This is a genomic window from Kitasatospora xanthocidica (assembly GCF_014656195.1).
Taxonomy (GTDB): Bacteria; Actinomycetota; Actinomycetes; order Streptomycetales; family Streptomycetaceae; genus Kitasatospora; species Kitasatospora xanthocidica.
On record NZ_BNBY01000001.1, the window covers coordinates 419,062 to 441,115 of the forward strand.

20 protein-coding genes are annotated in these 22,054 nt (G+C 71.1%); 11 read left to right on the top strand and 9 right to left on the bottom strand.

Translation table 11 applies throughout. The features are described from left to right. Positions 1-46 precede the first annotated feature (46 nt). The gene (locus IE332_RS01825; protein WP_189913248.1) at positions 47-694 is read right to left on the bottom strand and encodes an FMN-dependent NADH-azoreductase; all 648 of its coding nucleotides are present in this window, start codon (positions 692-694) and stop codon (positions 47-49) included. Between the two features lie 107 nt (positions 695-801). On the opposite strand from IE332_RS01825, the gene IE332_RS01830 reads away from it, so the two are divergent. Beyond that, the gene (locus IE332_RS01830; protein WP_189913249.1) at positions 802-1,212 is read left to right on the top strand and encodes a winged helix-turn-helix transcriptional regulator; all 411 of its coding nucleotides are present in this window, start codon (positions 802-804) and stop codon (positions 1,210-1,212) included. Between the two features lie 76 nt (positions 1,213-1,288). Here IE332_RS01830 and IE332_RS01835 read toward each other — a convergent pair whose 3' ends face one another. Next, positions 1,289-2,053: a polyprenol monophosphomannose synthase gene (locus IE332_RS01835; RefSeq protein WP_229928220.1), complete on the bottom strand. Its 765-nt coding sequence runs from the start codon at positions 2,051-2,053 to the stop codon at positions 1,289-1,291. Positions 2,054-2,381: 328 nt separating this feature from the next. On the opposite strand from IE332_RS01835, the gene manA reads away from it, so the two are divergent. After that, complete coding sequence (gene manA / locus IE332_RS01840) at positions 2,382-3,581, top strand: mannose-6-phosphate isomerase, class I (protein WP_189913250.1); 1,200 nt, start codon at positions 2,382-2,384, stop codon at positions 3,579-3,581. A gap of 76 nt (positions 3,582-3,657) precedes the next feature. Here manA and dnaB read toward each other — a convergent pair whose 3' ends face one another. Beyond that, on the bottom strand, positions 3,658-5,280 hold the full coding sequence (gene dnaB / locus IE332_RS01845; protein ID WP_189913251.1) for a replicative DNA helicase: 1,623 nt from the start codon (positions 5,278-5,280) through the stop codon (positions 3,658-3,660). 452 nt (positions 5,281-5,732) lie between these two features. On the opposite strand from dnaB, the gene IE332_RS01850 reads away from it, so the two are divergent. Beyond that, on the top strand, positions 5,733-7,073 hold the full coding sequence (locus tag IE332_RS01850; RefSeq protein WP_189913252.1) for an MATE family efflux transporter: 1,341 nt from the start codon (positions 5,733-5,735) through the stop codon (positions 7,071-7,073). 112 nt (positions 7,074-7,185) lie between these two features. Here IE332_RS01850 and rplI read toward each other — a convergent pair whose 3' ends face one another. The 4 genes from rplI to rpsF form a co-directional block, all read right to left on the bottom strand. After that, complete coding sequence (gene rplI, locus IE332_RS01855) at positions 7,186-7,632, bottom strand: 50S ribosomal protein L9 (protein WP_189913253.1); 447 nt, start codon at positions 7,630-7,632, stop codon at positions 7,186-7,188. A gap of 17 nt (positions 7,633-7,649) precedes the next feature. Next, positions 7,650-7,886 carry a 30S ribosomal protein S18 gene (gene rpsR / locus IE332_RS01860; RefSeq protein WP_030059640.1) on the bottom strand — a complete coding sequence of 79 codons (237 nt, stop codon included), beginning with the start codon at positions 7,884-7,886 and terminating at the stop codon, positions 7,650-7,652. Positions 7,887-7,964: 78 nt separating this feature from the next. Continuing rightward, positions 7,965-8,573: a single-stranded DNA-binding protein gene (locus IE332_RS01865; RefSeq protein WP_189913254.1), complete on the bottom strand. Its 609-nt coding sequence runs from the start codon at positions 8,571-8,573 to the stop codon at positions 7,965-7,967. Positions 8,574-8,669: 96 nt separating this feature from the next. After that, positions 8,670-8,960, bottom strand: coding sequence for a 30S ribosomal protein S6 (gene rpsF, locus IE332_RS01870; RefSeq protein ID WP_063348486.1), 291 nt, complete (start codon positions 8,958-8,960; stop codon positions 8,670-8,672). Between the two features lie 320 nt (positions 8,961-9,280). Here rpsF and IE332_RS01875 point away from each other — a divergent pair, with 320 nt between their 5' ends. The 3 genes from IE332_RS01875 to IE332_RS01885 all read left to right on the top strand — a co-directional run bounded on the left by IE332_RS01875 (position 9,281) and on the right by IE332_RS01885 (position 11,928). Continuing rightward, entirely contained in the window at positions 9,281-9,580 is a 300-nt protein-coding gene (locus IE332_RS01875; RefSeq protein ID WP_189913255.1) for a hypothetical protein, read from the top strand. A 181-nt stretch (positions 9,581-9,761) separates the two neighbouring features. Continuing rightward, positions 9,762-10,880 carry a lipid II:glycine glycyltransferase FemX gene (locus IE332_RS01880; protein WP_189913256.1) on the top strand — a complete coding sequence of 373 codons (1,119 nt, stop codon included), beginning with the start codon at positions 9,762-9,764 and terminating at the stop codon, positions 10,878-10,880. A 13-nt stretch (positions 10,881-10,893) separates the two neighbouring features. Further along, positions 10,894-11,928: an alanine racemase gene (locus IE332_RS01885; RefSeq protein WP_189913257.1), complete on the top strand. Its 1,035-nt coding sequence runs from the start codon at positions 10,894-10,896 to the stop codon at positions 11,926-11,928. 42 nt (positions 11,929-11,970) lie between these two features. Here the strand turns inward: IE332_RS01885 and IE332_RS01890 are convergent, their stop codons facing one another. Continuing rightward, positions 11,971-13,548 (bottom strand): glycosyltransferase family 87 protein, encoded by a 1,578-nt coding sequence (locus tag IE332_RS01890; RefSeq protein WP_189913258.1) that lies wholly within the window; start codon positions 13,546-13,548, stop codon positions 11,971-11,973. 155 nt (positions 13,549-13,703) lie between these two features. Then, a complete protein-coding gene (locus IE332_RS01895; RefSeq protein WP_189913259.1) occupies positions 13,704-16,187 on the bottom strand; it encodes a transglycosylase domain-containing protein in 2,484 nt (827 codons plus the stop codon). A gap of 514 nt (positions 16,188-16,701) precedes the next feature. Between IE332_RS01895 and IE332_RS01900 the strand changes: the two genes are divergently transcribed. From IE332_RS01900 to IE332_RS41735, 5 genes are all read left to right on the top strand, one after another. Beyond that, a complete protein-coding gene (locus IE332_RS01900) occupies positions 16,702-17,406 on the top strand; it encodes a PadR family transcriptional regulator (protein WP_189913260.1) in 705 nt (234 codons plus the stop codon). Between the two features lie 126 nt (positions 17,407-17,532). Next, positions 17,533-18,615: an inositol-3-phosphate synthase gene (locus IE332_RS01905; RefSeq protein ID WP_189913261.1), complete on the top strand. Its 1,083-nt coding sequence runs from the start codon at positions 17,533-17,535 to the stop codon at positions 18,613-18,615. A gap of 164 nt (positions 18,616-18,779) precedes the next feature. Then, the gene (locus tag IE332_RS01910; RefSeq protein WP_229928221.1) at positions 18,780-20,099 is read left to right on the top strand and encodes an MFS transporter; all 1,320 of its coding nucleotides are present in this window, start codon (positions 18,780-18,782) and stop codon (positions 20,097-20,099) included. 145 nt (positions 20,100-20,244) lie between these two features. After that, positions 20,245-20,907, top strand: a complete 663-nt coding sequence (locus IE332_RS01915) for an LppU/SCO3897 family protein (protein ID WP_189913263.1) — start codon at positions 20,245-20,247, stop codon at positions 20,905-20,907. A 56-nt stretch (positions 20,908-20,963) separates the two neighbouring features. After that, positions 20,964-21,983 carry an LppU/SCO3897 family protein gene (locus IE332_RS41735; protein ID WP_268256513.1) on the top strand — a complete coding sequence of 340 codons (1,020 nt, stop codon included), beginning with the start codon at positions 20,964-20,966 and terminating at the stop codon, positions 21,981-21,983. Positions 21,984-22,054 lie beyond the last annotated feature (71 nt).

A 22,054-nucleotide genomic window follows, 5' to 3' on the forward strand; every position in this document is an offset into this window, starting at 1 on the left:
GATTGCGCGGAAGGCGCGCCCGGCGGGGCGCGCCTTCCGGCTCAGGTCACACCGCGACCCGGGCGGCGATCTCCTTGGCCCGCTGGGCGGCCTGCTCCAGGGCCCGGGCCTTGGACTCGGCGGCGTTCGGGATGAACTCGGCCAGCGCCGGGACGCTCGCCGCGAGGGTGAGCTCCGGGACGATGAAGTCGACCTCCAGCCCGAGTCCGCCGGCCAGCACCTTCTCCAGGTAGGTGGTGACGAACTCGAACGGCTCGCGCGGGGCGCCGGGCGCGTACGAGCCGCCGCGGGAGGCGACCACGGTGACCGGGGTGCCCTTGGCGGACGGCGCCTCGCCGGCGGTGCGGCCCATCAGGATCACCTGGTCCAGCCAGGCCTTGAGGGTCGACGGGATCGTGAAGTTGTACATCGGGGCGCCGATCAGCACCGCGTCGGCGGTCTCCAGCTCGGCCATCAGCTCCTCGCGCAGCACGAAGGCGGCGGCCTGTTCGGCGCTGTGCGCCTCGGCGGGGGCGAAGCCGGCGGCGATGCCGTGCGCGTCCAGGTGCGGGATCGGGTCGGTGGCGAGGTCGCGGTAGATCACCGTGCCCTCGGGGTGCTCGGCCTGCCAGGCGGCCCGGTAGGCGGCGGTGACCTCGCGGGAGACGGAGCCGTCGGTGACCGCGGAGGAGTCGATGTGCAGGAGCGTGGGCATGGCGGGACCTCCGGAGGATTAGTAGCTGCTGTTTTCGCTGCAACTGAAAGTACCGTAGCAGCTTACTTTTCTGCAGTCACTAGTGACCGGTCTAGTACGCTGGATCCATGGCCCAGCACGAGGTAGTGACCGACGGAGCCCCGAACGCCCTCGACGCGTGCGCCGCCGGGGCCCAGAACCCGTGCCAGAACACCGACCTGGCCCTCGGCCGGGTGTTCACCCTGCTCGGCAAGCGCTGGACCGGCATGCTGCTGGCCGTGCTCAACAACGGCGGCCAGGCCTACTTCTCCGAGCTGCGCCGCGCCGTCCCGGGCATCAGCGAGCGGATGCTCTCCGACCGGCTCACCGAGCTGGCCGAGGCCGGGATGGTGGTCCGCGAGGTCGACGCCGGCCCGCCGCTGCGGGTCAGCTACCGGCTCACCGAGGGCGGCGTCGCGCTCAAGCCCGCGCTGAACGAACTGGCCGTCTGGGCCGACCGCTACCTTCCGGAGAGCGCCCTCAAGAGCGGTGGCTGCTGAGCCCGGAAACGCCTCCCGGCATGCGAAAGGGCCCGCCCGCTGTCACCAGCGGACGGGCCCTTCACCACAAGCGAATTCAGCGCTGCTTCGCGCCGCGCAGCCGGGCCAGCCGGTCGGACAGACCCCACGAGGTCACCCGCCACAGCGCCTCGACCACGATGCTGCGGCTCATCTTGGACGCGCCCAGCTCGCGCTCGACGAAGGTGATCGGCACCTCGGCGACCTTGAACCCGGCCTTCACCGTGCGCCAGGCCAGGTCGACCTGGAAGCAGTACCCGGCCGAGGCGACCTCGTCCATGCCCAGGCCCAGCAGGGTCTCCTTGCGGAACGCCCGGTAGCCGCCGGTGACGTCCTTGATCGGCACGCCCAGCATCAGCCGCGAGTAGGTCGAGCCGCCGCGCGAGAGCAGCAGGCGCGACTTCGGCCAGTTCACCACCCGGCCGCCCGGCACCCAGCGCGAGCCCAGCACCAGGTCGGCGCCGCGCAGCGCGCCCAGCAGCCGGTCCAGTTCCTCGGGCTGGTGCGAGCCGTCGGCGTCCATCTCGACCAGGACGTCGTAGCCGTTGTCGATGCCCCAGCGGAAGCCCGCGAGGTAGGCGGCGCCCAGGCCCTCCTTGCCCTTGCGGTGCATGACGTGCACGTGGGCGTCCTCGACGGCCAGCTTGTCGGCCAGGTCGCCGGTGCCGTCGGGGCTGTTGTCGTCGGCGACCAGCACGTGGGCCTCGGGCACCGCGGCACGGACCCGGCCGACGATCCGCTCGACGTTCTCCGCCTCGTTGTAGGTCGGGATGATCACCAGGACCCTGCCGAGATCAGCAAAACTCTGCTGGTTCACGGTCACGTACAAACCTCTCGGCCGATGGCGGGGAATCTCAGAACACCGTCGCCCGCACGCTGGAACGCGGCTCCACCGGCAGCCCTCCGACGGGGTGACCACGGTGGGGAACTGCGCGCAGGGCGGAGACTACTGCGTCCTGGCATCCTACTACCGAGCCCGGGAACCACCGGTCCGACCATGGCACTCCCACCGGATGCCCACCGTTTCCCCGTGGGTGACACCGGTCGGCTAGGGTCGATGCCCTTGCCCGTGCCCGGGCCGCCCGCACCGCCGGGCCCGCCCCCGGCGATCCGGCACACCCGCCAGACAGCGAAGGAGTAGGACCGCGCGCATGGACAGGCTCGTCAACACCGTCCGCCCGTACGCCTGGGGGTCGCTCACGGCCCTGCCCGAGCTGCTCGGACAGCAGCCGACCGGTGAACCGCAGGCCGAGCTGTGGATGGGCGCCCACCCCGGCGACCCGTCCCGCGCCGACCGCGGGGAGGGCCCGCGCCGGCTGGACGACCTGATCACGGCCGACCCCGAGGGCGAGCTGGGCGCCGCGAGCGTGGCCCGGTTCGGCCCGACCCTGCCGTTCCTCCTCAAGGTCCTCGCCGTGGGCACCCCGCTGTCGCTCCAGGCCCACCCCACGATCGCGCAGGCCCGCGCCGGCTTCGCCGCCGAGAACGCCCTCGGCATCCCGCTGGACGCCCCCGAGCGCAGCTACCGCGACGCCAACCACAAGCCCGAAATGGTCTGCGCGCTCAGCGAGTTCGAGGGCCTCTGCGGCTTCCGGCGGCCCGGTGAGGCGGCCGAGCTGATGGCCCGGCTCGGACTGCCCGAGCTGGACCCGCTGATCGACCTGCTGGGCGTCGAGGACGAGACCGAGGCACTGCGCGGCACCCTGGCCGCGATCCTCACCATGGACGACGAGACCGCCCGGCAGACCGTCGGGGCGACCGCCGCGGCGCTGGCCGAGCACGACACCGGCGATCCGGACTGGTACTACGCCCCGTACGCCCGGATCGCCAAGGACTTCCCGGACGACCGCGGCCTGATCGCCGGCATGCTGCTCAACCGCTTCAAGCTGCGCGCCGGCGAGGCGCTCTACCTGGGCGCCGGGGTGCCGCACGCCTACCTGTCCGGCGTCTGCGTCGAGCTGCAGTCCAACTCCGACAACGTGCTGCGGGCCGGCCTCACCCCGAAGCACATCGACGTGCCGGAGCTGCTGGAGGTCGTGCTCTTCGAGTCCGCCGCCCCCGGGGTGCAGGCCCCCGTCCCGGTGGACGCCACCCCGGGCGAGGAGCTCTACCCCGTCCCGATCGACGAGTTCCGGCTGTCCCGCTTCACCCTGGACGGCCTCGAGCGCGCGGTCGACGGCCGCACCCCGCAGATCCTGCTCTGCACCGAGGGCTCCGCCCGGCTGACCGCGGCCGACGGCACCGTCCTGGACCTCGCCCGCGGCCAGTCCGCCTTCCTCCCCGCCACCGGCGCCCCGACCCGGCTCTCCGGCACCGGCGCCACGCTCTTCCGGGCCACCGTCACCGTCTGACCGCGCCGTCCGACCGCGCCGTCCGACCGCGCCGTCCGACCCCCGACGGGCGCGGCCGCGCGGTCGGCCGACGGGGTCAGTCCCGGGTCATGTCGACGAAGCGCGAGTAGTGGCCCTGGAAGGCCACCGTGATGGTCGCGGTCGGACCGTTACGGTGCTTGGCGACGATCAGGTCGGCCTCGCCCGCGCGCGGGGACTCCTTCTCGTAGGCGTCCTCGCGGTGCAGCAGGATGACCATGTCGGCGTCCTGCTCGATCGAGCCGGACTCGCGCAGGTCGGAGACCATCGGCCGCTTGTCGGTGCGCTGCTCGGGGCCACGGTTCAGCTGGGAGAGCGCGATGACCGGCACTTCCAGCTCCTTGGCCAGCAGCTTGAGGTTACGGGACATGTCCGAGACCTCCTGCTGACGGTTCTCGGCCCGGCGGGAGCCGCCGGACTGCATCAGCTGGAGGTAGTCGATGACGACCAGCTTGATGTCGTTGCGCTGCTTGAGCCGACGGCACTTGGCGCGGATCTCCATCATCGACAGGTTCGGCGAGTCGTCGATGAACAGCGGCGCCTCGCTGACGTCGGGCATCCGGCGGGCGACCCGGGTCCAGTCGTCGTCCGTCATGTTCCCGGAGCGCATGTGGTGCAGCGCGACCCGGGCCTCGGCGGAGAGCAGACGCATGGCGATCTCGTTGCGCCCCATTTCGAGCGAGAAGATCACGCTCGGCAGCTTGTGGTGGATCGAGCAGGCCCGCGCGAAGTCCAGCGCGAGGGTGGACTTGCCCATCGCGGGACGGGCGGCGATGACGATCATCTGGCCGGGGTGCAGGCCGTTGGTGAGCGCGTCGAAGTCGGCGAAGCCGGTCGGGACGCCGGACATCTGGCCGTTGCGGGAGCCGATCGCCTCGATCTCGTCGAGGGCGCCCTCCATGATGTCGGCGAGCGGCGCGTAGTCCTCGTTGGTGCGCTGCTCGGTGACGGCGTAGATCTCCGCCTGGGCGGCGTTGACGATCTCGTCCACGTCGCCCTCGGCGGCGTAGCCCATGCCGGCGATCCGGGTGCCCGCCTCGACCAGGCGGCGCAGCACGGCGCGCTCGTGGACGATCTGGGCGTAGTACTCGGCGTTGGCCGCGGTCGGGACGGAGTTGACCAGGGTGTGCAGGTAGGAGGCGCCGCCGACCCGCTGGAGCTCGCCGCGCTTGGTCAGCTCGCCGGCCACGGTGATCGGGTCGGCCGGCTCGCCCCGGGCGTACAGGTCGAGGATCGCGCCGTGGACCATCTCGTGCGCGGGCCGGTAGTAGTCGGCCGGCTTGAGCACCTCGACGACGTCGGCGATGGCGTCCTTGGAGAGCAGCATGCCGCCGAGGACGGACTGCTCGGCCGCGAGGTCCTGCGGGGGGACCCGCTCGAAGCCGTCCGCGCCGCCCTCGCCGTCGCCCTCGCCCCTGCGCTGCCAGCCGCCGTCCCGCTGGCCGTCCCCGGAGCCGTTCCGGCCGCCCTTGCCACCCTTCTGAAAGCCGTCGCGGCCACCGCCGCCCTTGCCGTCCTTGCCGCCCTGACCGCCGCGGCCGCGGGAGACCGGGAGCCGGTCACCGGGGCCGTCCGGGAAGGGCGCGTCGTCGAAGGCGCCGGCCGGGAAGGGGTCCTCGGCGGGCTGCCAGTCCTCCTCCGGCGGCGGGGCGTCGTGGTCGTCGTACTGGGGGCCGGTCACGCGTGTTCCCCGATCAGCGAGTGGTGCGAGTTTGGAGCTTGCCTTGCCGGTGGCTGGGTGGAGCGGATCCGCTCCTCTTTGTACGCCACGGCTCCGACAAATCGGACGCCGGGGCGCTGGGAGTGTCGGGCGGACGGCCCACGCTAAGGCGCCGGACGCCCTCCCGCCAAGGCGGTTATCCACAGGGGGTGTGGATGAACGGCCCCGGCCTGTGGAGAACTGCCGCAAAGCTGTGGACACCCCTGTGGACGTCCCTGTGGATAACCGGACGATCGATCCACCGTCAACCTGCTGACCTGGCATTACCTCTTTGAGGGCCTGTGCATGAGAAATTCTTCACACACCTCCGAACGGCTGTGGGCACGGAGCGGGCGAACGGCGTCGCTCAAGATTTCGAGTAACAGGCACAGGCCTCTTACGTCCATTACCTGTGGATGAGTAGCCTGGAGCCCATGACCGCCTCGCCCCCGACCCCCGCCCGCGCCGGGCGCCGGCACGACCGGGAGATCCTCTCCCTGGCCGTCCCGGCCTTCGGCGCACTGGTCGCCGAACCCCTCTTCCTGATGGCCGACTCGGCGATCGTCGGCCACCTCGGCACCCCCCAGCTGGCCGGGGTCGGCGTCGCCTCCGCCGCGCTCACCACCGCGACCGGCGTCTTCGTCTTCCTCGCCTACGCCACCACCGCGGCGGTCGCCCGCCGGATCGGCGCCGGGGACCGCCGGGGCGCCGTGCAGCAGGGCGTCGACGGCATCTGGCTCGCCCTCGGCCTGGCCGTCCCGGTGGTCCTGCTGACCCTGCTGGCGGCACCCCTGGTGGCCGACCTGCTGGGCGCCTCGCCGACCGCCGCGCCCTACGCGGTGACGTACCTGCGGATCAGCGCACTGGGCATCCCGGCGATGCTGATGGTGCTGGCCGCCACCGGCGTGCTGCGCGGCCTCCAGGACACCCGTACGCCCCTGCTGGTGGCCGTCGCGGGCTTCACCGCCAACATCGGCCTGAACGTCGGTCTGGTGTACGGCGCCGGGCTCGGGGTGGCCGGCTCGGCCTGGGGCACCGTGCTCGCGCAGACCGGGATGGCCGCCGTCTACCTGGTCGTGGTGGTCCGCGGCGCCCGCCGGGAGCGGGCCTCGCTGCGGCCGGACGCGACGGGCATCCGGGCCTGCGCCAGGGCCGGCGGCCCACTGCTGGTCCGGACTATCAGCCTGCGTGCGGTGCTGATGATCGCCACCGCGGTGGCCGCCCGGCTGGGCGACGACCAGGTCGCCGCGCACCAGATCACCATGACGCTGTTCAGCTTCCTGGCCTTCGCACTGGACGCCATCGCGATCGCCGGCCAGGCCATCATCGGCCGCTACCTGGGCGCCTCGGACGTCCCGGGCGCCAGGGCCGCCACCCGGCGGATGGTCCAGTGGGGAATCGGCTCGGGGGTGGTGCTCGGCCTGCTGGTGGTCGCCGCCCGCCCGCTGTACGTCCCGCTGTTCACGCCCGATCCGGCCGTGCGGGCCCAGCTGGACACCGCCCTGCTGCTGCTCGCGCTCAGCCAGCCGGTCTCCGGCCTGGTCTTCGTGCTGGACGGGGTGCTGATGGGTGCCGGGGACGGCCCGTACCTGGCCTGGGCGGCGCTCGCGACCCTGGCGGTGTTCGCCCCGGCGGCCTTCGCGGTGCCGGCCACCGGCGCCGGGCTGGCCGGGCTCTGGTGGGCGATGAACCTCTTCATGCTGGTCCGCGCCGCCTTCCTGGTCGGACGCGCCCGCGGCGGCAAGTGGCTGGTCACCGGGGCCGTGCGCGGGTAGCCCCGCCCCCCGGGGGGGGAGGCGGACGGCGCCTGGAAAGACGGACCGCGCCGGAAAAGACCGAGGGCCGGGCTCCCGGAGGAGCCCGGCCCTCAGGCCACTGCTACGGAACTCAGGCAGCGACGACCGCGATGTCCAGGTTGGCCTGGACGTCGGAGTGCAGCTTGACCGAGACCTTGTGGGTGCCCACGGTCTTGATCGGCGAGGCGATCGCGACGGCGCGCTTGTCGACCGCCGGGCCGCCGGCGGCCTTGATGGCGGCGACGACGTCGGCCTGGGTCACCGAGCCGAACAGACGGCCGGCGTCACCCGAGCGGACGGCCAGCTTGACCTGGACGCCCTCGAGCTGACCCTTGACCTCGTTGGCGGCCTCGAGGGTCTGGATGGCGTGGATCTTCCGGGCGCGACGGATGGCGTCGACGTCCTTCTGACCACCCTTGGTCCAGCGGATGGCGAAGCCACGCGGGACCAGGAAGTTGCGGGCGTAGCCGTCCTTGACCTCGACGACCTCGCCGGCGGAGCCGAGACCCGGCACCTCGTGCGTGAGGATGATCTTCATTACTTGGTCACCCTCTCTTAGCGCGCGGTGCTGGTGTAGGGCAGCAGCGCCATCTCACGGCTGTTCTTCACGGCCGTGGCGACGTCACGCTGGTGCTGGGTGCAGTTGCCGGTGACCCGGCGGGCACGGATCTTGCCGCGGTCGGAGATGTACTTCCGCAGCAGGTTCGTGTCCTTGTAGTCAACGTAGTTGACCTTGTCCTTGCAGAAGACGCAAACCTTCTTCTTCGGCTTGCGAGCAGGCGGCTTCGCCATTGTGTGCTCCATTTGGGGTTCACGGCCCGGCGGGCGTTCGGGGACGCCGCGGCCGGGCCGCACGAAATCTGTCAGCTCTTAGAACGGGGGCTCTTCCGAGTAGCCGTTGCCACCACCGGACGGGGCACCCCAGCCGCCGCCCTGGTTTCCACCGGACGGGGCGCTGGAGGCCCAGGGGTCCTCGGAGGGGCCGGACTGGCCGCCGGAGTTTCCACCCCAGTTGCCGCCCTGCTGGCCGCCACCGCCGCCCCAGTTGCCGCCACCGCCGCCCTGGCCGCCGCCGCCCTGCTGGCCGCCGAAGCCGCCGCCGGGAGCGCCGGACCGGTTGGCCCGGGTGACCTTGGCGGTCGCCGAGCGCAGGCTCGGGCCGACCTCGTCGACCTCGACCTCGAAGACCGTCCGCTTCTCGCCTTCCTTGGTCTCGTAAGACCGCTGGCGCAGTCGGCCCTGCACGATGACGCGCATGCCGCGCTGCAGCGACTCGGCCACGTTCTCCGCCGGCTGCCGCCAGACGTTGCACGTGAGGAAGAGGCTCTCGCCGTCCTTCCACTCGTTCGTCTGACGGTCGAAGGTGCGGGGGGTGGACGCGATGCGGAACTTCGCGACCGCCGCACCCGACGGGGTGAAGCGCAGCTCGGGGTCGTCGACGAGATTGCCGACGAGGGTGATGACGGTCTCGCCTGCCATGGTGGTGATGACCTCTCGGGAAGATGTCCGTTCACCGCTGTTTCACGTGAAACAACGGTCGCGAGCTACCCGAGACCCGAAGGCCTCAGAGGTGGCTCAGTGGGTGTCCGGGCGCAGGACCTTGGTCCGCAGAACCGACTCGCTCAGGCCCATCTGGCGGTCGAGCTCCTTGACGACCTCAGGCGTGGCCTTGAGGTCGATGACCGAGTAGATGCCCTCGGACTGCTTGTTGATCTCGTAAGCCAGACGGCGACGACCCCAGGTGTCGACCTTCTCCACCTTGCCGCCCGCGTTGCGGACGACGGTGAGGAAGTTCTCGATCAGGGGGGAGACAGCGCGCTCCTCGACCGAGGGGTCGAGGATGACCATCACCTCGTAGTGACGCATGGGTAACCCACCTCCTTTGGACTCAGCGGCCACGGTCTCTCCGTGGCAGGAGGGTTGTGCGTAGCGTCGGCACCGGTGCGGTGACGACTCCGGCCCACCGTAGCGGCAGGGTCCGACAGTCAGGCCCCGCACCACCCGATCGGGGGGCGGCCCCGTAAGAGGGCGCAAGGGGGCACAACTACACCAGTGCAGACGGCACAGCCTACCCGCACCCGTACGGCCGAACAAAACGCATAGGGGTTGTGAGACGGACCCAACCGCCGCAATCTGGACGGAACGGGATTCCTGCCCGTTCGTCTCCACGCCTGGAGGTGGGACCCATGGCCCAGTCCGTCCACCGCATGCCCGCGCTCACGCTGAACACCGACGGCCACCCGCACCCCCGCGAGAACACCCTGGTGGCGCTGACCGCCGTCCTGGGCGTGATCGCCTTCACCACCTCGTTCTTCCACAACCTGCATCTGCTGACCTCGTGGACCGGCCTGGCCGGCATCGTCACGGGGTTCTGGGGCATGTTCGTCTCGGTGACCACCGCCGAGCGCTTCGTCCTGATGATCACGCTCGGCGCATCCGCGATCGGCTTCTACCTCGGCATCGCCCGCGGCGGCCTCTGGGGCTGAACCAGGGCCTAACCGGGCCGCTCCGGAACCCTCGGCGCCCCCGCCGCGTATCTGCTGGAAGACAGGTACGCGACGGGGGCACCGTCGTGCCCGCCCGGAACGGGCGCCCGGGCCCCGGACGATAAGGTCAGCCCGAGAACCCGGGGCCCACCGCAGCCCGACCGACGAGGAGCACCGAGCAATGAGCCTGCGCCTGAGGACGATCACCCGCGAGGAGCACCTCGCCTTCATCAGGAGCCGCGCCTCGGCCAGCCACATGCAGGTGCCGTCGTGGGGCGACGTGAAGGCCGAGTGGCGGTCCGAGTCGATCGGCTGGTTCGACGACGCCGACCAGCTCGTCGGCGCCGGCCTGGTGCTCTACCGCCAGCTGCCCAAGCTCAAGCGCTACCTCGCCTACCTGCCCGAGGGCCCGGTCATCGACTGGTTCGACCGGGACCTGGACCGCTGGCTCTCCCCGATGCTGGCGCACCTGAAGTCGCAGGGCGCGTTCTCCGTGAAGATGGGCCCGCCGGTGGTCATCCGCCGCTGGAACGCGCCCACCATCAAGGAGGCCATCGCCGCCAAGCAGGCCAAGCGGCTGCGCGACGTCGAGGCCGACTGGTACGAGGCCCGCGCCTTCGAGGTGGCCGACCGGCTGCGCAAGGCCGGCTGGCTGCAGGGCGAGGACGGCGGCGCCGGCTTCGGCGACGTCCAGCCCCGCTACGTCTTCCAGGTGCCGCTGGCCAACCGCTCGCTGGACGACATCCACAAGAACTTCAACCAGCTGTGGCGCCGCAACATCAAGAAGGCCGAGAAGAGCGGCGTCGAGGTGTTCCAGGGCGGCTACGACGAGCTGCCGATCTTCCACCAGCTCTACCTGGTCACCGCCGAGCGCGACCACTTCACCCCGCGCCCGCTGTCGTACTTCCAGCGGATGTGGAAGGCCCTCACCGCCGAGGACCCGAACCGCATGCGGCTCTACATCGCCTACCACGAGGGCGAGCCGCTGGCCGCGACCACGATGCTCGTGGTCGGCGAGCACGTCTGGTACTCCTACGGCGCCTCGGCCAACCACAAGCGCGAGGTCAAGCCGTCGAACGCGATCCAGTGGCGGATGATGCGCGACGCCTACGCCCTCGGCGGCGGCGTGTACGACCTGCGCGGCATCAGTGACACCCTGGACGAGAACGACCACCTGTTCGGTCTGATCCAGTTCAAGGTCGGCACCGGCGGGCAGGCGGCCGAGTACCTCGGCGAGTGGGACTTCCCGCTCAACAAGCTGCTGCACAAGGCCCTCGACCTCTACATGTCCCGCCGCTGAGGAGGCTGCTCCGATGACGCTGTCGCTCTACCTCGACACCGAACGCTGGCGCACCCACCAGCGCTCCGTCCTCGCCGAGTTCCCCGGCCTGGTGCCGGTCGCCAAGGGGAACGGCTACGGCCTGGGCAACCACCGGCTGGCCGAGGAGGCGACGCTGCTGGGCACCGGTGTGCTCGCCGTCGGTACCGCGTACGAGGCGGCCGACGCCGCCGAGTGGTACGGCGGTGAGCTGCTGGTGCTCACCCCGTACCGGGTCGGCGAGGAGATCCTCCCGCTGCCGCACGCCCGCGTGATCCGCACGGTGGCGAGCGTGGACGCGCTGCGGGCGCTGCACGGTGCCCGGGTGGTGCTGGAGTGCATGACCACCATGCGCCGGCACGGCGTGAGCGCCGACGACCTGCGCACCGTCGCCGCCGAGCTGGAGGGCGTCGCCTTCGAGGGCCTGGCGCTGCACCTGCCGATGGACCGGCCGGACGGCTCCAGCCCGGTCGAGGAGGTCGCGTACTGGGTGGACACCGCCCGCGCGGCCGGCATCCCGGTGCACACCGTGTTCGTCAGCCACCTCGGCGCGGCCGGCATGGAGCAGCTGACCCAGCGCTACCCGGGGACGGTCTTCCGGGCCCGGATCGGCACCCGGCTCTGGCTGGGCGACCACGCCGCGCTGGAGGTCCGGGCCACCGTCCTGGACGTCACCCCGGTGAAGAAGGGCGACCGCTACGGCTACCGCCAGCACCCGGCGCCGGCCGACGGCCACATCCTGGTGGTCGCCGGCGGCACCGCGCACGGCATCGGCCTGGAGGCGCCCAAGTACGTGCAGAGCATGGGCGCGCGGGCCAAGGGCATCGCCCGGGCCGGGCTGGCGACCGTCAACAAGACCAAGTCGCCGTTCCACTGGGCCGGCAAGCAGCTCTGGTTCGCCGAGCCGCCGCACATGCAGGTCTCGCTGCTGTTCCTGGACGGCGAGACCAAGGCCCCGGTGATCGGCGACGAGCTCGGTCTCCAGGTCCGCCACACCACCACGCACTTCGACCGCGTGGTGGACCGCTAGACGCTCCCCGGGCGCTCGGCGCGGCCCTTCGGCCCGCCCGCGCTACGGCTTCTCGGCCGGCTCCAGCAGTTCCGGCTCACCCAGCCACTGCTCGGGGCCGGCCGGCGCGTAGGCGGCGTAGCTCTCCTCCTCGCGCAGCCGCCGGGCGGTGCCCAGCACGAAGACGTCCGGGGCGCGGTCCAGCACCCCGCCGGAGGGGTCGTCGCTGCCGTCCCAGCGGACCGGGTCGCGGTCCGGGTACAGCACGTCGCGGACCACGAGGGTGACCAGGTAGAGCGTGCCGATCAGGTGCAGTCCGATCGCGAAGTGGTACCAGGCCTCGCCGATCCCGTGCTGCTTGGGCCCGGTGACGAAGCCCAGGTGGGACCAGATGCCCAGGGTGTAGAGCACCTCGCAGGCCTGCCAGATCAGGAAGTCCCGCCAGCGCGGCCGGGCCAGCACCGCGAGCGGCAGCAGCCAGAGCGCGTACTGCGGCGAGTACACCTTGTTGACCAGGACGAACAGCGCGACCACCAGGAAGGCCAGCTGCGCGAAGCGCGGGCGGCGCGGCGCGGAGAAGCCGAGCCACGCTATGGCCAGGCAGCCCAGCACCATCAGCGCGCCGATGTAGACGTCGAGGTCGGCCAGCCCGACGCCGCGGGTCTGCATGAGGATCAGCCAGACCGAGCCGTAGTCCTCGCCGCGGTGCTTGCTGAACACGTAGAAGGTCGACCAGCCCTGCCAGTTGGCGATCATGATCGGCAGGTTGACCACCAGCCAGGAGCCCACCGCGCCGCCCAGCGCCAGCCGGAACTCGCGCCACTTGCCGGCCCGCCAGCAGAGCACCAGCAGCGGGCCGATCAGCAGCAGCGGGTAGAGCTTGGCGGCGGTGGCCAGGCCGATGAAGACGCCGGCCCAGCCCGGCCGCGAGCTCGCCCACCAGGCCATCGCCACGGCGGCCAGCGCGACCGCGAGCAGGTCCCAGTTGACGGTGCCGTTGAGCAGCAGGACGGGCGCCAGCGCGAACAGCAGCGCGTCCCAGGGGCGGCGGCGGTGGGTGCGGGTGAGCGCGACCACCGCGACCACCGCGCAGGCCATCAGCAGCCCGGCGTTGACCGCCCAGAACCACTGCTCCTGGCTCTGCTGGTCGCCCCCGCCGGGCGTCAGCCAGGCCGCGACCTGCATGAACAGACCGGTCAGCACCGGGTACTCGAGGTACTGCAGGTCCCCCGAGGAGCCCGGGATGCGGTCCACGTACGGGTGCAGCCCGGCGGCGAAGCCGCGTCCGGAGAACAGGTGCGGGATGTCGCTGTAGCAGGCGTGGATGTACTGCGGCGAGCCCGGCTGGAACCAGGCCTGCTCGTAGCAGGGCACCTTCTGCACCATGCCGAGCACCGAGACCACGATCACGGCGAGCGCCAGGAAGCGCGCCGGGATCCACCAGGAGACGCCGAGCAGCGCCCGGCGGCCGGGCGGCCCGCCGATCACCTCGCTGCCGGCCGCCGCCACCGGGTCCTCGTCGGCCGGGACGACCACGGTGTTGGCGGGCGGCGCGGCCGTGGCGACGGCTGCCGGGGCGGGCCCTGCGGCGGCGCCGGGCCCGACCGGGGCGGCGGATTCGTCACGATCGCTCGACGTCATGCCGGACATCCTGCCGCACCGTCCGCGCCGGGACGAGGAGGACCCCGCAACGGTCTGCGGCGATCCGGGGGCGGCCGGGCCGCGAAGCGTGACGAAAACGGCGGTGGCGGCCCTCCGGGGAGGACCGCCACCGCCGTTCCGACGTCTCGCCCGGGCTACTGCCCGGCAACCCCTGGTGGGGCGGGGGGAGGCGTGGTCTGCGTCGGCTTTCCGGTCGGTTTGCCGCCGCCTCCCGGTGTCGTCGTGTCCGTGGGTGTCGGCTGCTGCGTCTGGCAGCCGGGCAGGCCCAGCAGACAGGTGTTGGTCGGGTGCGGGGTCTTGGTCTTCGTCGGGGTCGGCTGCTGGTCGCCGGGGCAGTCCACGCCCGGCACGCAGGTCGGGGTCTGGGTCGGCTGCGGCGGGGCGGGCTGCGTCGGCTGCTGGGTCTGCGTCGGGGCCGACGGGCTGTCGGTCATCGTCGGCGTCGGCGCGGCCGTGGGCGTGGACGGCGCGCCCGAGGAGTCGACCTCGGAGCCGACCGGCTGCGGGCTCGGGAAGTCGAGCACCTTCTCGTTGGCCAGCGCGACCTTCATGTACCGGGTGAAGACGTCCGTCGGGATGTCACCACCGTGGATGGAGGCCTTGCCGCCGGTGCCGTTGAGCGACTGCCGCTCGTGCTTGCTCGGGTCCTCGCGCCACATCGCGACGCTGGTCACCAGCTGCGGGGTGTAGCCGACCCACCAGGCCGACTTGTTCTGGTCGGTGGTACCGGTCTTGCCCGCCACCGGGCGGCCCAGCGCGAGGGTCTTGGTACCGGTGCCCTTCGCCGCCACGTTCACCAGGACGTCGGTGACGTTGTCGGCGACGGTCGGCTCCAGCGCGACCTTGGCCTCCTTCTTGCCGAAGCCCGGGCGCTCCTTGCCGTCCACCTCGACCTTGGTGACCGAGTACGGCTCGGACTCCTTGCCGCTGGCCGCCAGGGTCCCGTAGGCGGTGGCCATCCGGATCGGGCTGATGGTGGAGGTGCCGAGCGGGAAGGTGGCGGTCTTCGGGTCGGCGAGGCTGTCCTTCTTGACGCCCATCTGCACCGCGATGTCGGCCACGTTCTGGCCGCCCACGTCCTGGTTGAGCTGGACGAAGGGCACGTTGTACGAGAACTGCATGGCCTGCCGCAGCGAGACGTAGCCGTGCTTGCTGGTGTCCTCGTTCTTCTGCTTGTACGGCTTGCCGTCGTCGCCGATCACCAGCGAGCCGTCCGGCTTGCGGATCTCGGAGAGGTCGTCGGCCAGGTAGCGGCTGTCGGCGTTGATCCGCTTCGGCTTGCCGTCCTCCTTCGCGGTCTGCACGCCGACCTGCATGGCGGTGGCCAGTACGAAGGGCTTGAAGGTCGAGCCGACCTGGACGCCGGTGGCGTCGGCGTTGTTGTCGAAGTGGCCGTTCTCCACGCCGTCACCGCCGTAGAGGGCGATGATCGCGCCGTCGGAGGGGCGGATGCTGGCGGAGCCGAACTGGATGTTGGTGTCGTTGTCCGGCCGCTTCTGCGGGTTGAGGTTCTCCGCCTTGACGTCGTCCACGGCCTTCTTCAGGGCGTCGACCTTGTCCTTCTCGAAGGTCGTGTAGATCTTCAGGCCGCCCTTGTCGATCACCTGCTGGGTGATCGACTTGTCGTTGTTCAGGACGTACTTGTTGGCGGTGTCGACCAGGTAGCTGATCTCACCGTTCATGTTGGTGCTGGGCTTCAGCGGGACCGGGGTCGGGAACGTGGTGCACTTGGCCCGGTCCTCCGGGGTGATGGCCTTGGTCTTCACCATCTGGTCGAGGATCCAGGCCCACCGCCCCTCGGCCCGCTCCTTGTTCGCCGGGTTGGTCGGGTCGTAGTACGCCGCGCCCTTGAGCAGGCCGGCCAGCATGGCGCTCTGGCAGACGTCCAGATCCTTGGCGTCGATCCCGTAGTACGCCTGGGCGGCGGCCTGGGCGCCGTTGGCGCCGCGGCCGAACCAGCTGGTGTTCAGGTAGCCCTTGAGGATCTCGGGCTTGTCCAGCTTCTGGTTGATCTTCAGGGTGATGAAGAACTCCCGCACCTTGCGGCTGAGGGTCTGCTCCTGGCTCAGGTAGGCGTTCTTGACGTACTGCTGGGTGATCGTCGACGCGCCCTGGGTCTCACCGCCCTTCGCCATGTTGTAGACGGCGCGCATCATGCCCTTGGGGTCGATGCCGCTGTCCTCGCGGAAGCTCTGGTTCTCCGCGGCGATGACGGCGTTCTGCAGGTTCGGGCTGATCTCGTCGAGCGGCACGATCTGACGGTTGGTCTGGCCCTTGCGGGTCATCTCGCTGCCGTCCGCCCAGTAGTAGATCGTGTTCTGGCCCTTCACCAGCTCGTTCATGTTGGGGATCTCGGTGGTCTGGTACAGGTAGAACACCAGGCCGACGAAGCAGCCGAAGACCAGCAGGAAGCCGCTCAGCCACTGCTTCCAGGACGGCAGCCAGCGCCGGACCCCGGTCTTGCCGAAGCGCGGGTAGTCGATGAAGCGCTTCTTGCCGGGCCCGGCGGCCGCGGCGGCACCGCGCCGGCCGCCACCGGCACCACCGGTACCGCCGGCATCGGCACCACCGCCCTTGCCCTTCTTCTGGGCGGCCTTGCGCATCTCGGCACGGGTCATCCGGGGTTGCTGAGCGGTCTCCCGGACGCCCGGCGGGCGCCGACGGCCGAGGCCCTCGGAGCTCAACTCGTCGGGCCCAGGCCCTCCCCGACGGCCGCCGCCTCCCGGGGGCTGCTGCCCGTCACCGCCCGGGTCGGGCGTCCTTCGCCGTCGCTCGCTCATCTTCCAGCTACTCCTCGCCAGGCGTTTCCGACCTGAAGGCAGGGTTCACGTCCGATGCCCGCCAACCGCCCTGATCCCGGAGGTGGTCCTCGTGCACACGCGACAGCGTACGCAGCACTGAATTACAACTAATCGGGCATCATTCGCCAATAACCGCAAAACGGCGTCAGATCATTACACGCCCGTTGCCAAGCCCACCCGCGCGTCGGCTTGTGATCACATTCACGCGCGCCCCCCTTGCCGGTTCCGGGGGTCGGGTTTACTGTTCTCGATATATCGAGCCGATACATCGAAGCGGAATACCGCCGGATGCAGCGGCTCGACGGAGGCCGAGAGGGAGGAGGACGCGGCAGTGGGCAGGCGCTCAGGAGTCCTGGAATTCGCCGTTCTCGGCCTGCTCCATGACGCTCCGATGCACGGCTACGAGCTGCGCAAGCGGCTCAACATCCTGCTCGGCACGTTCCGCGCGCTCTCCTACGGCACGCTCTACCCGTGCCTGAAGAGCCTCGTCGCCCAGGGCTTCCTGGTCGAGGACAACCCGGACGTCGAGTACGTCCCGGCCACCGCGCTCAACGGCAAGCGGTCCAAGATCGTCTACCGGCTCTCCCCCGAGGGGAAGCAGCGCTTCGAGGAGCTGCTCGCCGACTCCGGTCCGGACGCCTGGGAGGACGAGCACTTCGGCGTCCACTTCGCGTTCTTCGGCCAGACCGACCGGGCCGTCCGGATGCGCGTCCTGGAGGGGCGCCGCAGCCGGCTGGAGGAGCGTCTGGAGCGGATGCGCAACTCGCTGGCCCGTGCCCGCGAACGGTTCGACGACTACACCGTCGAACTCCAGCGGCACGGACTGGAGTCCGTGGAGCGCGAGGTCCGCTGGCTCAACGAGCTGATCGAGACCGAGCGGTCCAACCGCACCGGCCGCCCCGGCGGCCCCGCCACCGGCGGCAACTCCACCGCCGTACCCCACAAGACTTCGGACGGCCGTGGCCAGGAGACCGGGTCCTCGGACCCGTCCGGGCCACCGTACGACCGCCCGGGGCGCTCCGCCCAGGAGCGCTGACACCGCGCCAGCCCTGTGCCGCGCGGCAGGAGTGGGCGCCTCGCGCCCCACAAGCAGTCATCGAAGATGCAGGACGAGTTCCGCCGGTACCGGCGGCCCTCATGAGATCACAGGGAGCAACCGGAAATGGGTTCGGTTCGCGTAGCCATCGTGGGCGTCGGCAACTGCGCCGCGTCGCTGGTGCAGGGTGTCGAGTACTACAAGGACGCCGACCCGGCCGGCAGGGTCCCCGGGCTGATGCACGTCCAGTTCGGTGACTACCACGTCAGTGACGTGGAGTTCGTCGCCGCGTTCGACGTCGATGCCAAGAAGGTCGGCTTCGACCTGGCCGACGCCATCGGCAACAGCGAGAACAACACCATCAAGATCTGCGACGTGCCGCCGAGCGGCGTCACCGTCCAGCGCGGCCACACCCTCGACGGCCTGGGCAAGTACTACCGCCAGACCATCGAGGAGTCCGACGAGGCCCCGGCCGATGTCGTCGCGATCCTCAAGGAGAAGCAGGTCGACGTCCTGGTCTGCTACCTGCCCGTGGGCTCCGAGCAGGCCGCCAAGTTCTACGCCCAGTGCGCCATCGACGCCAAGGTCGCCTTCGTGAACGCCCTGCCGGTGTTCATCGCGGGCACCAAGGAGTGGGCGGACAAGTTCACCGAGGCCGGCGTGCCGATCGTCGGTGACGACATCAAGTCCCAGGTCGGCGCCACCATCACGCACCGCGTGATGGCCAAGCTGTTCGAGGACCGCGGTGTCCTCCTCGAGCGCACCATGCAGCTGAACGTCGGCGGCAACATGGACTTCAAGAACATGCTCGAGCGCGAGCGCCTGGAGTCCAAGAAGGTCTCCAAGACCCAGGCCGTCACCTCGCAGATCCGTGACCGCGAGATGGGCGCCAACAACGTCCACATCGGTCCCTCGGACTACGTGGCCTGGCTGGACGACCGCAAGTGGGCCTACGTCCGCCTCGAGGGCCGCGCGTTCGGCGACGTCCCGCTGAACCTGGAGTACAAGCTCGAGGTCTGGGACTCCCCGAACTCCGCCGGTGTCATCATCGACGCCGTGCGCGCCGCGAAGATCGCCAAGGACCGCGGCATCGGTGGCCCGATCCTGTCGGCCTCCTCGTACTTCATGAAGTCCCCGCCGGTCCAGTACTTCGACGACGAGGCCAAGGAGAACGTCGAGAAGTTCATCCGCGGCGAGGTCGAGCGCTGAGCGCAGCGAAGTTCGCGACTGTCGAACGCTGTGCGCTGAGCGTTCGTAGCTCGTAGCTCGTGGCTCCACCGAAGGGCCCGTGATCCCCGGATCATGGGCCCTTCACCTTTCCCGGGGCAATGTTTCACGTGAAACCACGGCCGGTTCCATGGCACTCTGGGCGGGTGGCGATCACCGAGAACGGCAGCACCCACCAGTCCGCGCACCGCGCCACGCTCCTGGAGCTGCTCCGGGGCCGCGACTTCCGGAAGCTGCTGACCGCCCGGGTGCTCTCCCAGCTCTCGGACGGCGTCTTCCAGGTCTCGCTCGCCGCCTACGTGGTCTTCTCCCCCGAGAAGCAGTCCTCCCCCGCCGACATCGCCTCGGTGCTGGCCGTGATGCTGCTGCCGTTCTCGGTGATCGGCCCGTTCGCCGGGGTGCTGCTGGACCGCTGGCGCCGTCGCCAGGTGCTGTACTTCGGCAACCTGGCCCGCTTCGGGCTGGGCATGGTCACCGGCGCGCTGCTCCTGGCCGAGGCTCCGACCTGGCTGTTCTTCGCCTCGGCCCTGCTGGTCACCGCGCTCAACCGGTTCATCCTGGCCGGTCTGTCCGCGGCCCTGCCCCGGGTGGTGGAGCAGGACCAGCTGGTCACCGCCAACGCGCTCTCCCCCACCCTCGGGACGGTCGCCGCCGCCTCGGGCGGGGGCATCGGCTTCCTGCTGCACCAGGTGATGACCCCCGGGCCGGAGGCGGACGCCGCGCTGGTCACGGTCGCCTCGCTGCTCTACCTGTCGGCCGCGCTGGCCGCCCGCCGGATGGACCGCGACCTGCTCGGCCCGGACCAGCACGCCGACCGCCCGGCGCTCGGTCAGGCACTGGTCCGGGCCGCCGTCGAACTCGGCGCCGCGGTGCGCCACCTGGTCCGGGACTGCCGGCCCGCCGTGCACGCGCTGGCCGCCGTCACCGCGGCCCGGTTCTGCTACGGCGTGCTGATCGTGGTCGTGGTGATGCTCGCCCGGTACACCTTCAACGACCCGTCCGACAGCGCGGCCGGCCTGGTCACCCTCGGCCAGGCGGTCGGCCTCTCGGCCGCCGGCTTCTTCATCGCCGCGGTGGTCAGCCCGTGGTGCACCCGCCGGCTCGGCCTGACCGGCTGGATGACGGCCTGCCTGGTCGCCCCGGTGGTCTTCGTCCCGGCACTCGGTCTGAGCTTCACCCTGGCGCCGTGTCTGATCGCCGCCCTGCTGCTCGGCGTGGTCACCCAGGGCACCAAGATCTGCGCCGACACCGTGGTGCAGGAGTCGGTCGAGGACGAGTTCCGCGGCCGGGTCTTCGCCATCTACGACGTGCTGTTCAACGTCGCCTTCGTGGCCGCGGCCCTGGTCACCGCGCTGGTGCTGCCGCTGTCCGGCCGGTCGGTCGGGGTGGTCGTCGGGGTCGCCGCGGTGTACGCCGGCACGGCCGCCCTCTACCTGCGCGCCGCCCGCCGCCGGCCCGGACACTGAACCGGGCCGCTGGACCAGGCCGCTAACCGGACCGCCGACCGGTTCTCCACGAAACCCCCGGGACTCGGGACGGATGGCGTCCGACCGAGTCGCTAAGGTGTCAGACCTGTCGGAGCGACAGCACTCTGTCTCGGGGGACGAACTGATGAGCACACCGCCCAACCCCTACGGCCCGCCACAGCCGGCGCCGGGGGGACCGCCCGCGCACCCGTACGGCTCGCCCGTTCCCCCGCCGGCCGCGCCCTACGGGCCGCCGCCCGGCTACGGGCAGCCCCCGCAGCCGGCCCCCGGCTACGGACCGCCACCGCCGTACGGGCAGCAGCCCCCGTACGCGCAGCAGCCCCCGTACGGCCAGGCGCCGCCCGGGCAGCAGCCGTACGGGCAGCAGCCGCCCCCCGGGGCGTACGGCTACCCGCAGCCCGCCGCTCCGGCACCGGCCGCACCGCCCGCCAAGCGCAGCGGCTTCTCCAAGCTGAAGGCCGTCGGCCTGGTCGGTGGCGGCGTGGCCCTGGTGGTCGGGTACTTCGTCGCCGGACCGAGCGTCAGCAGCGCCAAGCCCGGCGACTGTGTGAAGGTTAGCGGCTCCCGCGATGTCGACATCGTCAAGTGCACGGATTCCAAAGCGAATTACCGCGTACTGTCGAAGTTCGAAGGCACCACCGACGTGAACCGCTGCAAGCAGACGCCGCAGACCACCAGCGCCGTCTCGGGCAAGAGCGGCCGCCGCTGGAACAAGAAGCGGTACGTGCTCTGCCTCGGCCCGATGGCACCCGCCACCACCGGCCTCCCGCCGGTGAAGAAGTCCTGAACCCTTCCGCCACTCCGTCCCCGGGGGACCACTTGTCCGTTCCGCCTCCGCCCCAGATGCCGTACGGTCCGCCGCCGGGCGACGGCAACCCCTACTCCTCCGGCGGTGCCTACGGCGCGCCGCCCCCGCCGCCGCCCGGCCAGCCCGGGTACGGCTACCCGAGCGCCCCGCCGCCCGAGCAGCCGTACGGCTACCCGCAGCAGGCCGCGGGCTACGGCTACGGGTACCCGCAGCAGGGCCCGGCGGACGGCCTCACCTGCCGTTTCTGCGGGGGCTACCCGGCGGTCAACGCCACCGTCCGCGGCCACCAGGGCCTGATACTCGCCTACCGGATGCTGCGGATGACCGGCCCGTTCTGCCGCACCTGCGGAACGGCCACCGTGCGCGACATGTCCGCCCGGACGCTGGTCCAGGGCTGGTGGAGCCTGGTGTCGTGGCTGCTCACCCCGATCACCCTGCTGGCCAACCTCGTCCCGCACAACCGGTTCCAGCGGCTGCAGCCGCCCGTGCCGGGCAGCCACGGCCCGCAGCTGGACCCGGGCGTCCCGCTGACCCGCCGCCCGCACATCGCGATGCTGCTGGTGCCGGTCTCGCTGGCGGTCACCCTCGTCCTGGCCTCCACGGGCGTGCTCGGCCCGGGGAAGCACGGCACCGGCACGGACCCGATCATCGCGGCGCCGTCGCCGTCGGCCAGCTCCTTCAGCTACACGCCCGCGCCGCCGCCGGCCTTCCCCTCGCCGACCTTCACGATGCCGGCGGTGCCGAGCATCACCCTGCCGCCGGTCACCACCCCGAGCGACCCGGCCGACGCGCCCGACAGCGTCGACACGGCCAAGGCCGGCGACTGCCTGCGCAACGAGAACGGCCCGGCCGGCGAGACCACCGACACCCACCCGAAGGTCTCGGTGCTGCCCTGCACCGACACCAAGGCGCAGTACAAGGTGATCTACAAGTACCCCGCCACGTCGGACGAGAAGGTCTGCGAGAAGCAGCCGAAGTCGGACAGCTGGTACACCCGGACCTACACCAACTTCCCGGCGCTGAACTACGTGCTCTGCCTCAAGAAGCTCAAGTAGCCCCAGCGGTCAGGGCAGTTCGGGGGTAGCCCGAGCGGTCCGCCGCACGTGTGAGGGGTGGTCCCGGCCTG

Coding starts and splice junctions, on each gene's coding strand:
- IE332_RS01825 (WP_189913248.1), bottom strand. CDS start 694: ATGCCCACGCTCCTGCACATCGACTCCTCCGCGGTCACCGACGGCTCC.
- IE332_RS01830 (WP_189913249.1), top strand. CDS start 802: ATGGCCCAGCACGAGGTAGTGACCGACGGAGCCCCGAACGCCCTCGAC.
- manA (WP_189913250.1), top strand. CDS start 2,382: ATGGACAGGCTCGTCAACACCGTCCGCCCGTACGCCTGGGGGTCGCTC.
- IE332_RS01850 (WP_189913252.1), top strand. CDS start 5,733: ATGACCGCCTCGCCCCCGACCCCCGCCCGCGCCGGGCGCCGGCACGAC.
- rplI (WP_189913253.1), bottom strand. CDS start 7,632: ATGAAGATCATCCTCACGCACGAGGTGCCGGGTCTCGGCTCCGCCGGC.
- rpsR (WP_030059640.1), bottom strand. CDS start 7,886: ATGGCGAAGCCGCCTGCTCGCAAGCCGAAGAAGAAGGTTTGCGTCTTC.
- IE332_RS01865 (WP_189913254.1), bottom strand. CDS start 8,573: ATGGCAGGCGAGACCGTCATCACCCTCGTCGGCAATCTCGTCGACGAC.
- rpsF (WP_063348486.1), bottom strand. CDS start 8,960: ATGCGTCACTACGAGGTGATGGTCATCCTCGACCCCTCGGTCGAGGAG.
- IE332_RS01875 (WP_189913255.1), top strand. CDS start 9,281: ATGGCCCAGTCCGTCCACCGCATGCCCGCGCTCACGCTGAACACCGAC.
- IE332_RS01880 (WP_189913256.1), top strand. CDS start 9,762: ATGAGCCTGCGCCTGAGGACGATCACCCGCGAGGAGCACCTCGCCTTC.
- IE332_RS01885 (WP_189913257.1), top strand. CDS start 10,894: ATGACGCTGTCGCTCTACCTCGACACCGAACGCTGGCGCACCCACCAG.
- IE332_RS01890 (WP_189913258.1), bottom strand. CDS start 13,548: ATGACGTCGAGCGATCGTGACGAATCCGCCGCCCCGGTCGGGCCCGGC.
- IE332_RS01895 (WP_189913259.1), bottom strand. CDS start 16,187: ATGACCCGTGCCGAGATGCGCAAGGCCGCCCAGAAGAAGGGCAAGGGC.
- IE332_RS01905 (WP_189913261.1), top strand. CDS start 17,533: ATGGGTTCGGTTCGCGTAGCCATCGTGGGCGTCGGCAACTGCGCCGCG.
- IE332_RS01915 (WP_189913263.1), top strand. CDS start 20,245: ATGAGCACACCGCCCAACCCCTACGGCCCGCCACAGCCGGCGCCGGGG.
- IE332_RS41735 (WP_268256513.1), top strand. CDS start 20,964: ATGCCGTACGGTCCGCCGCCGGGCGACGGCAACCCCTACTCCTCCGGC.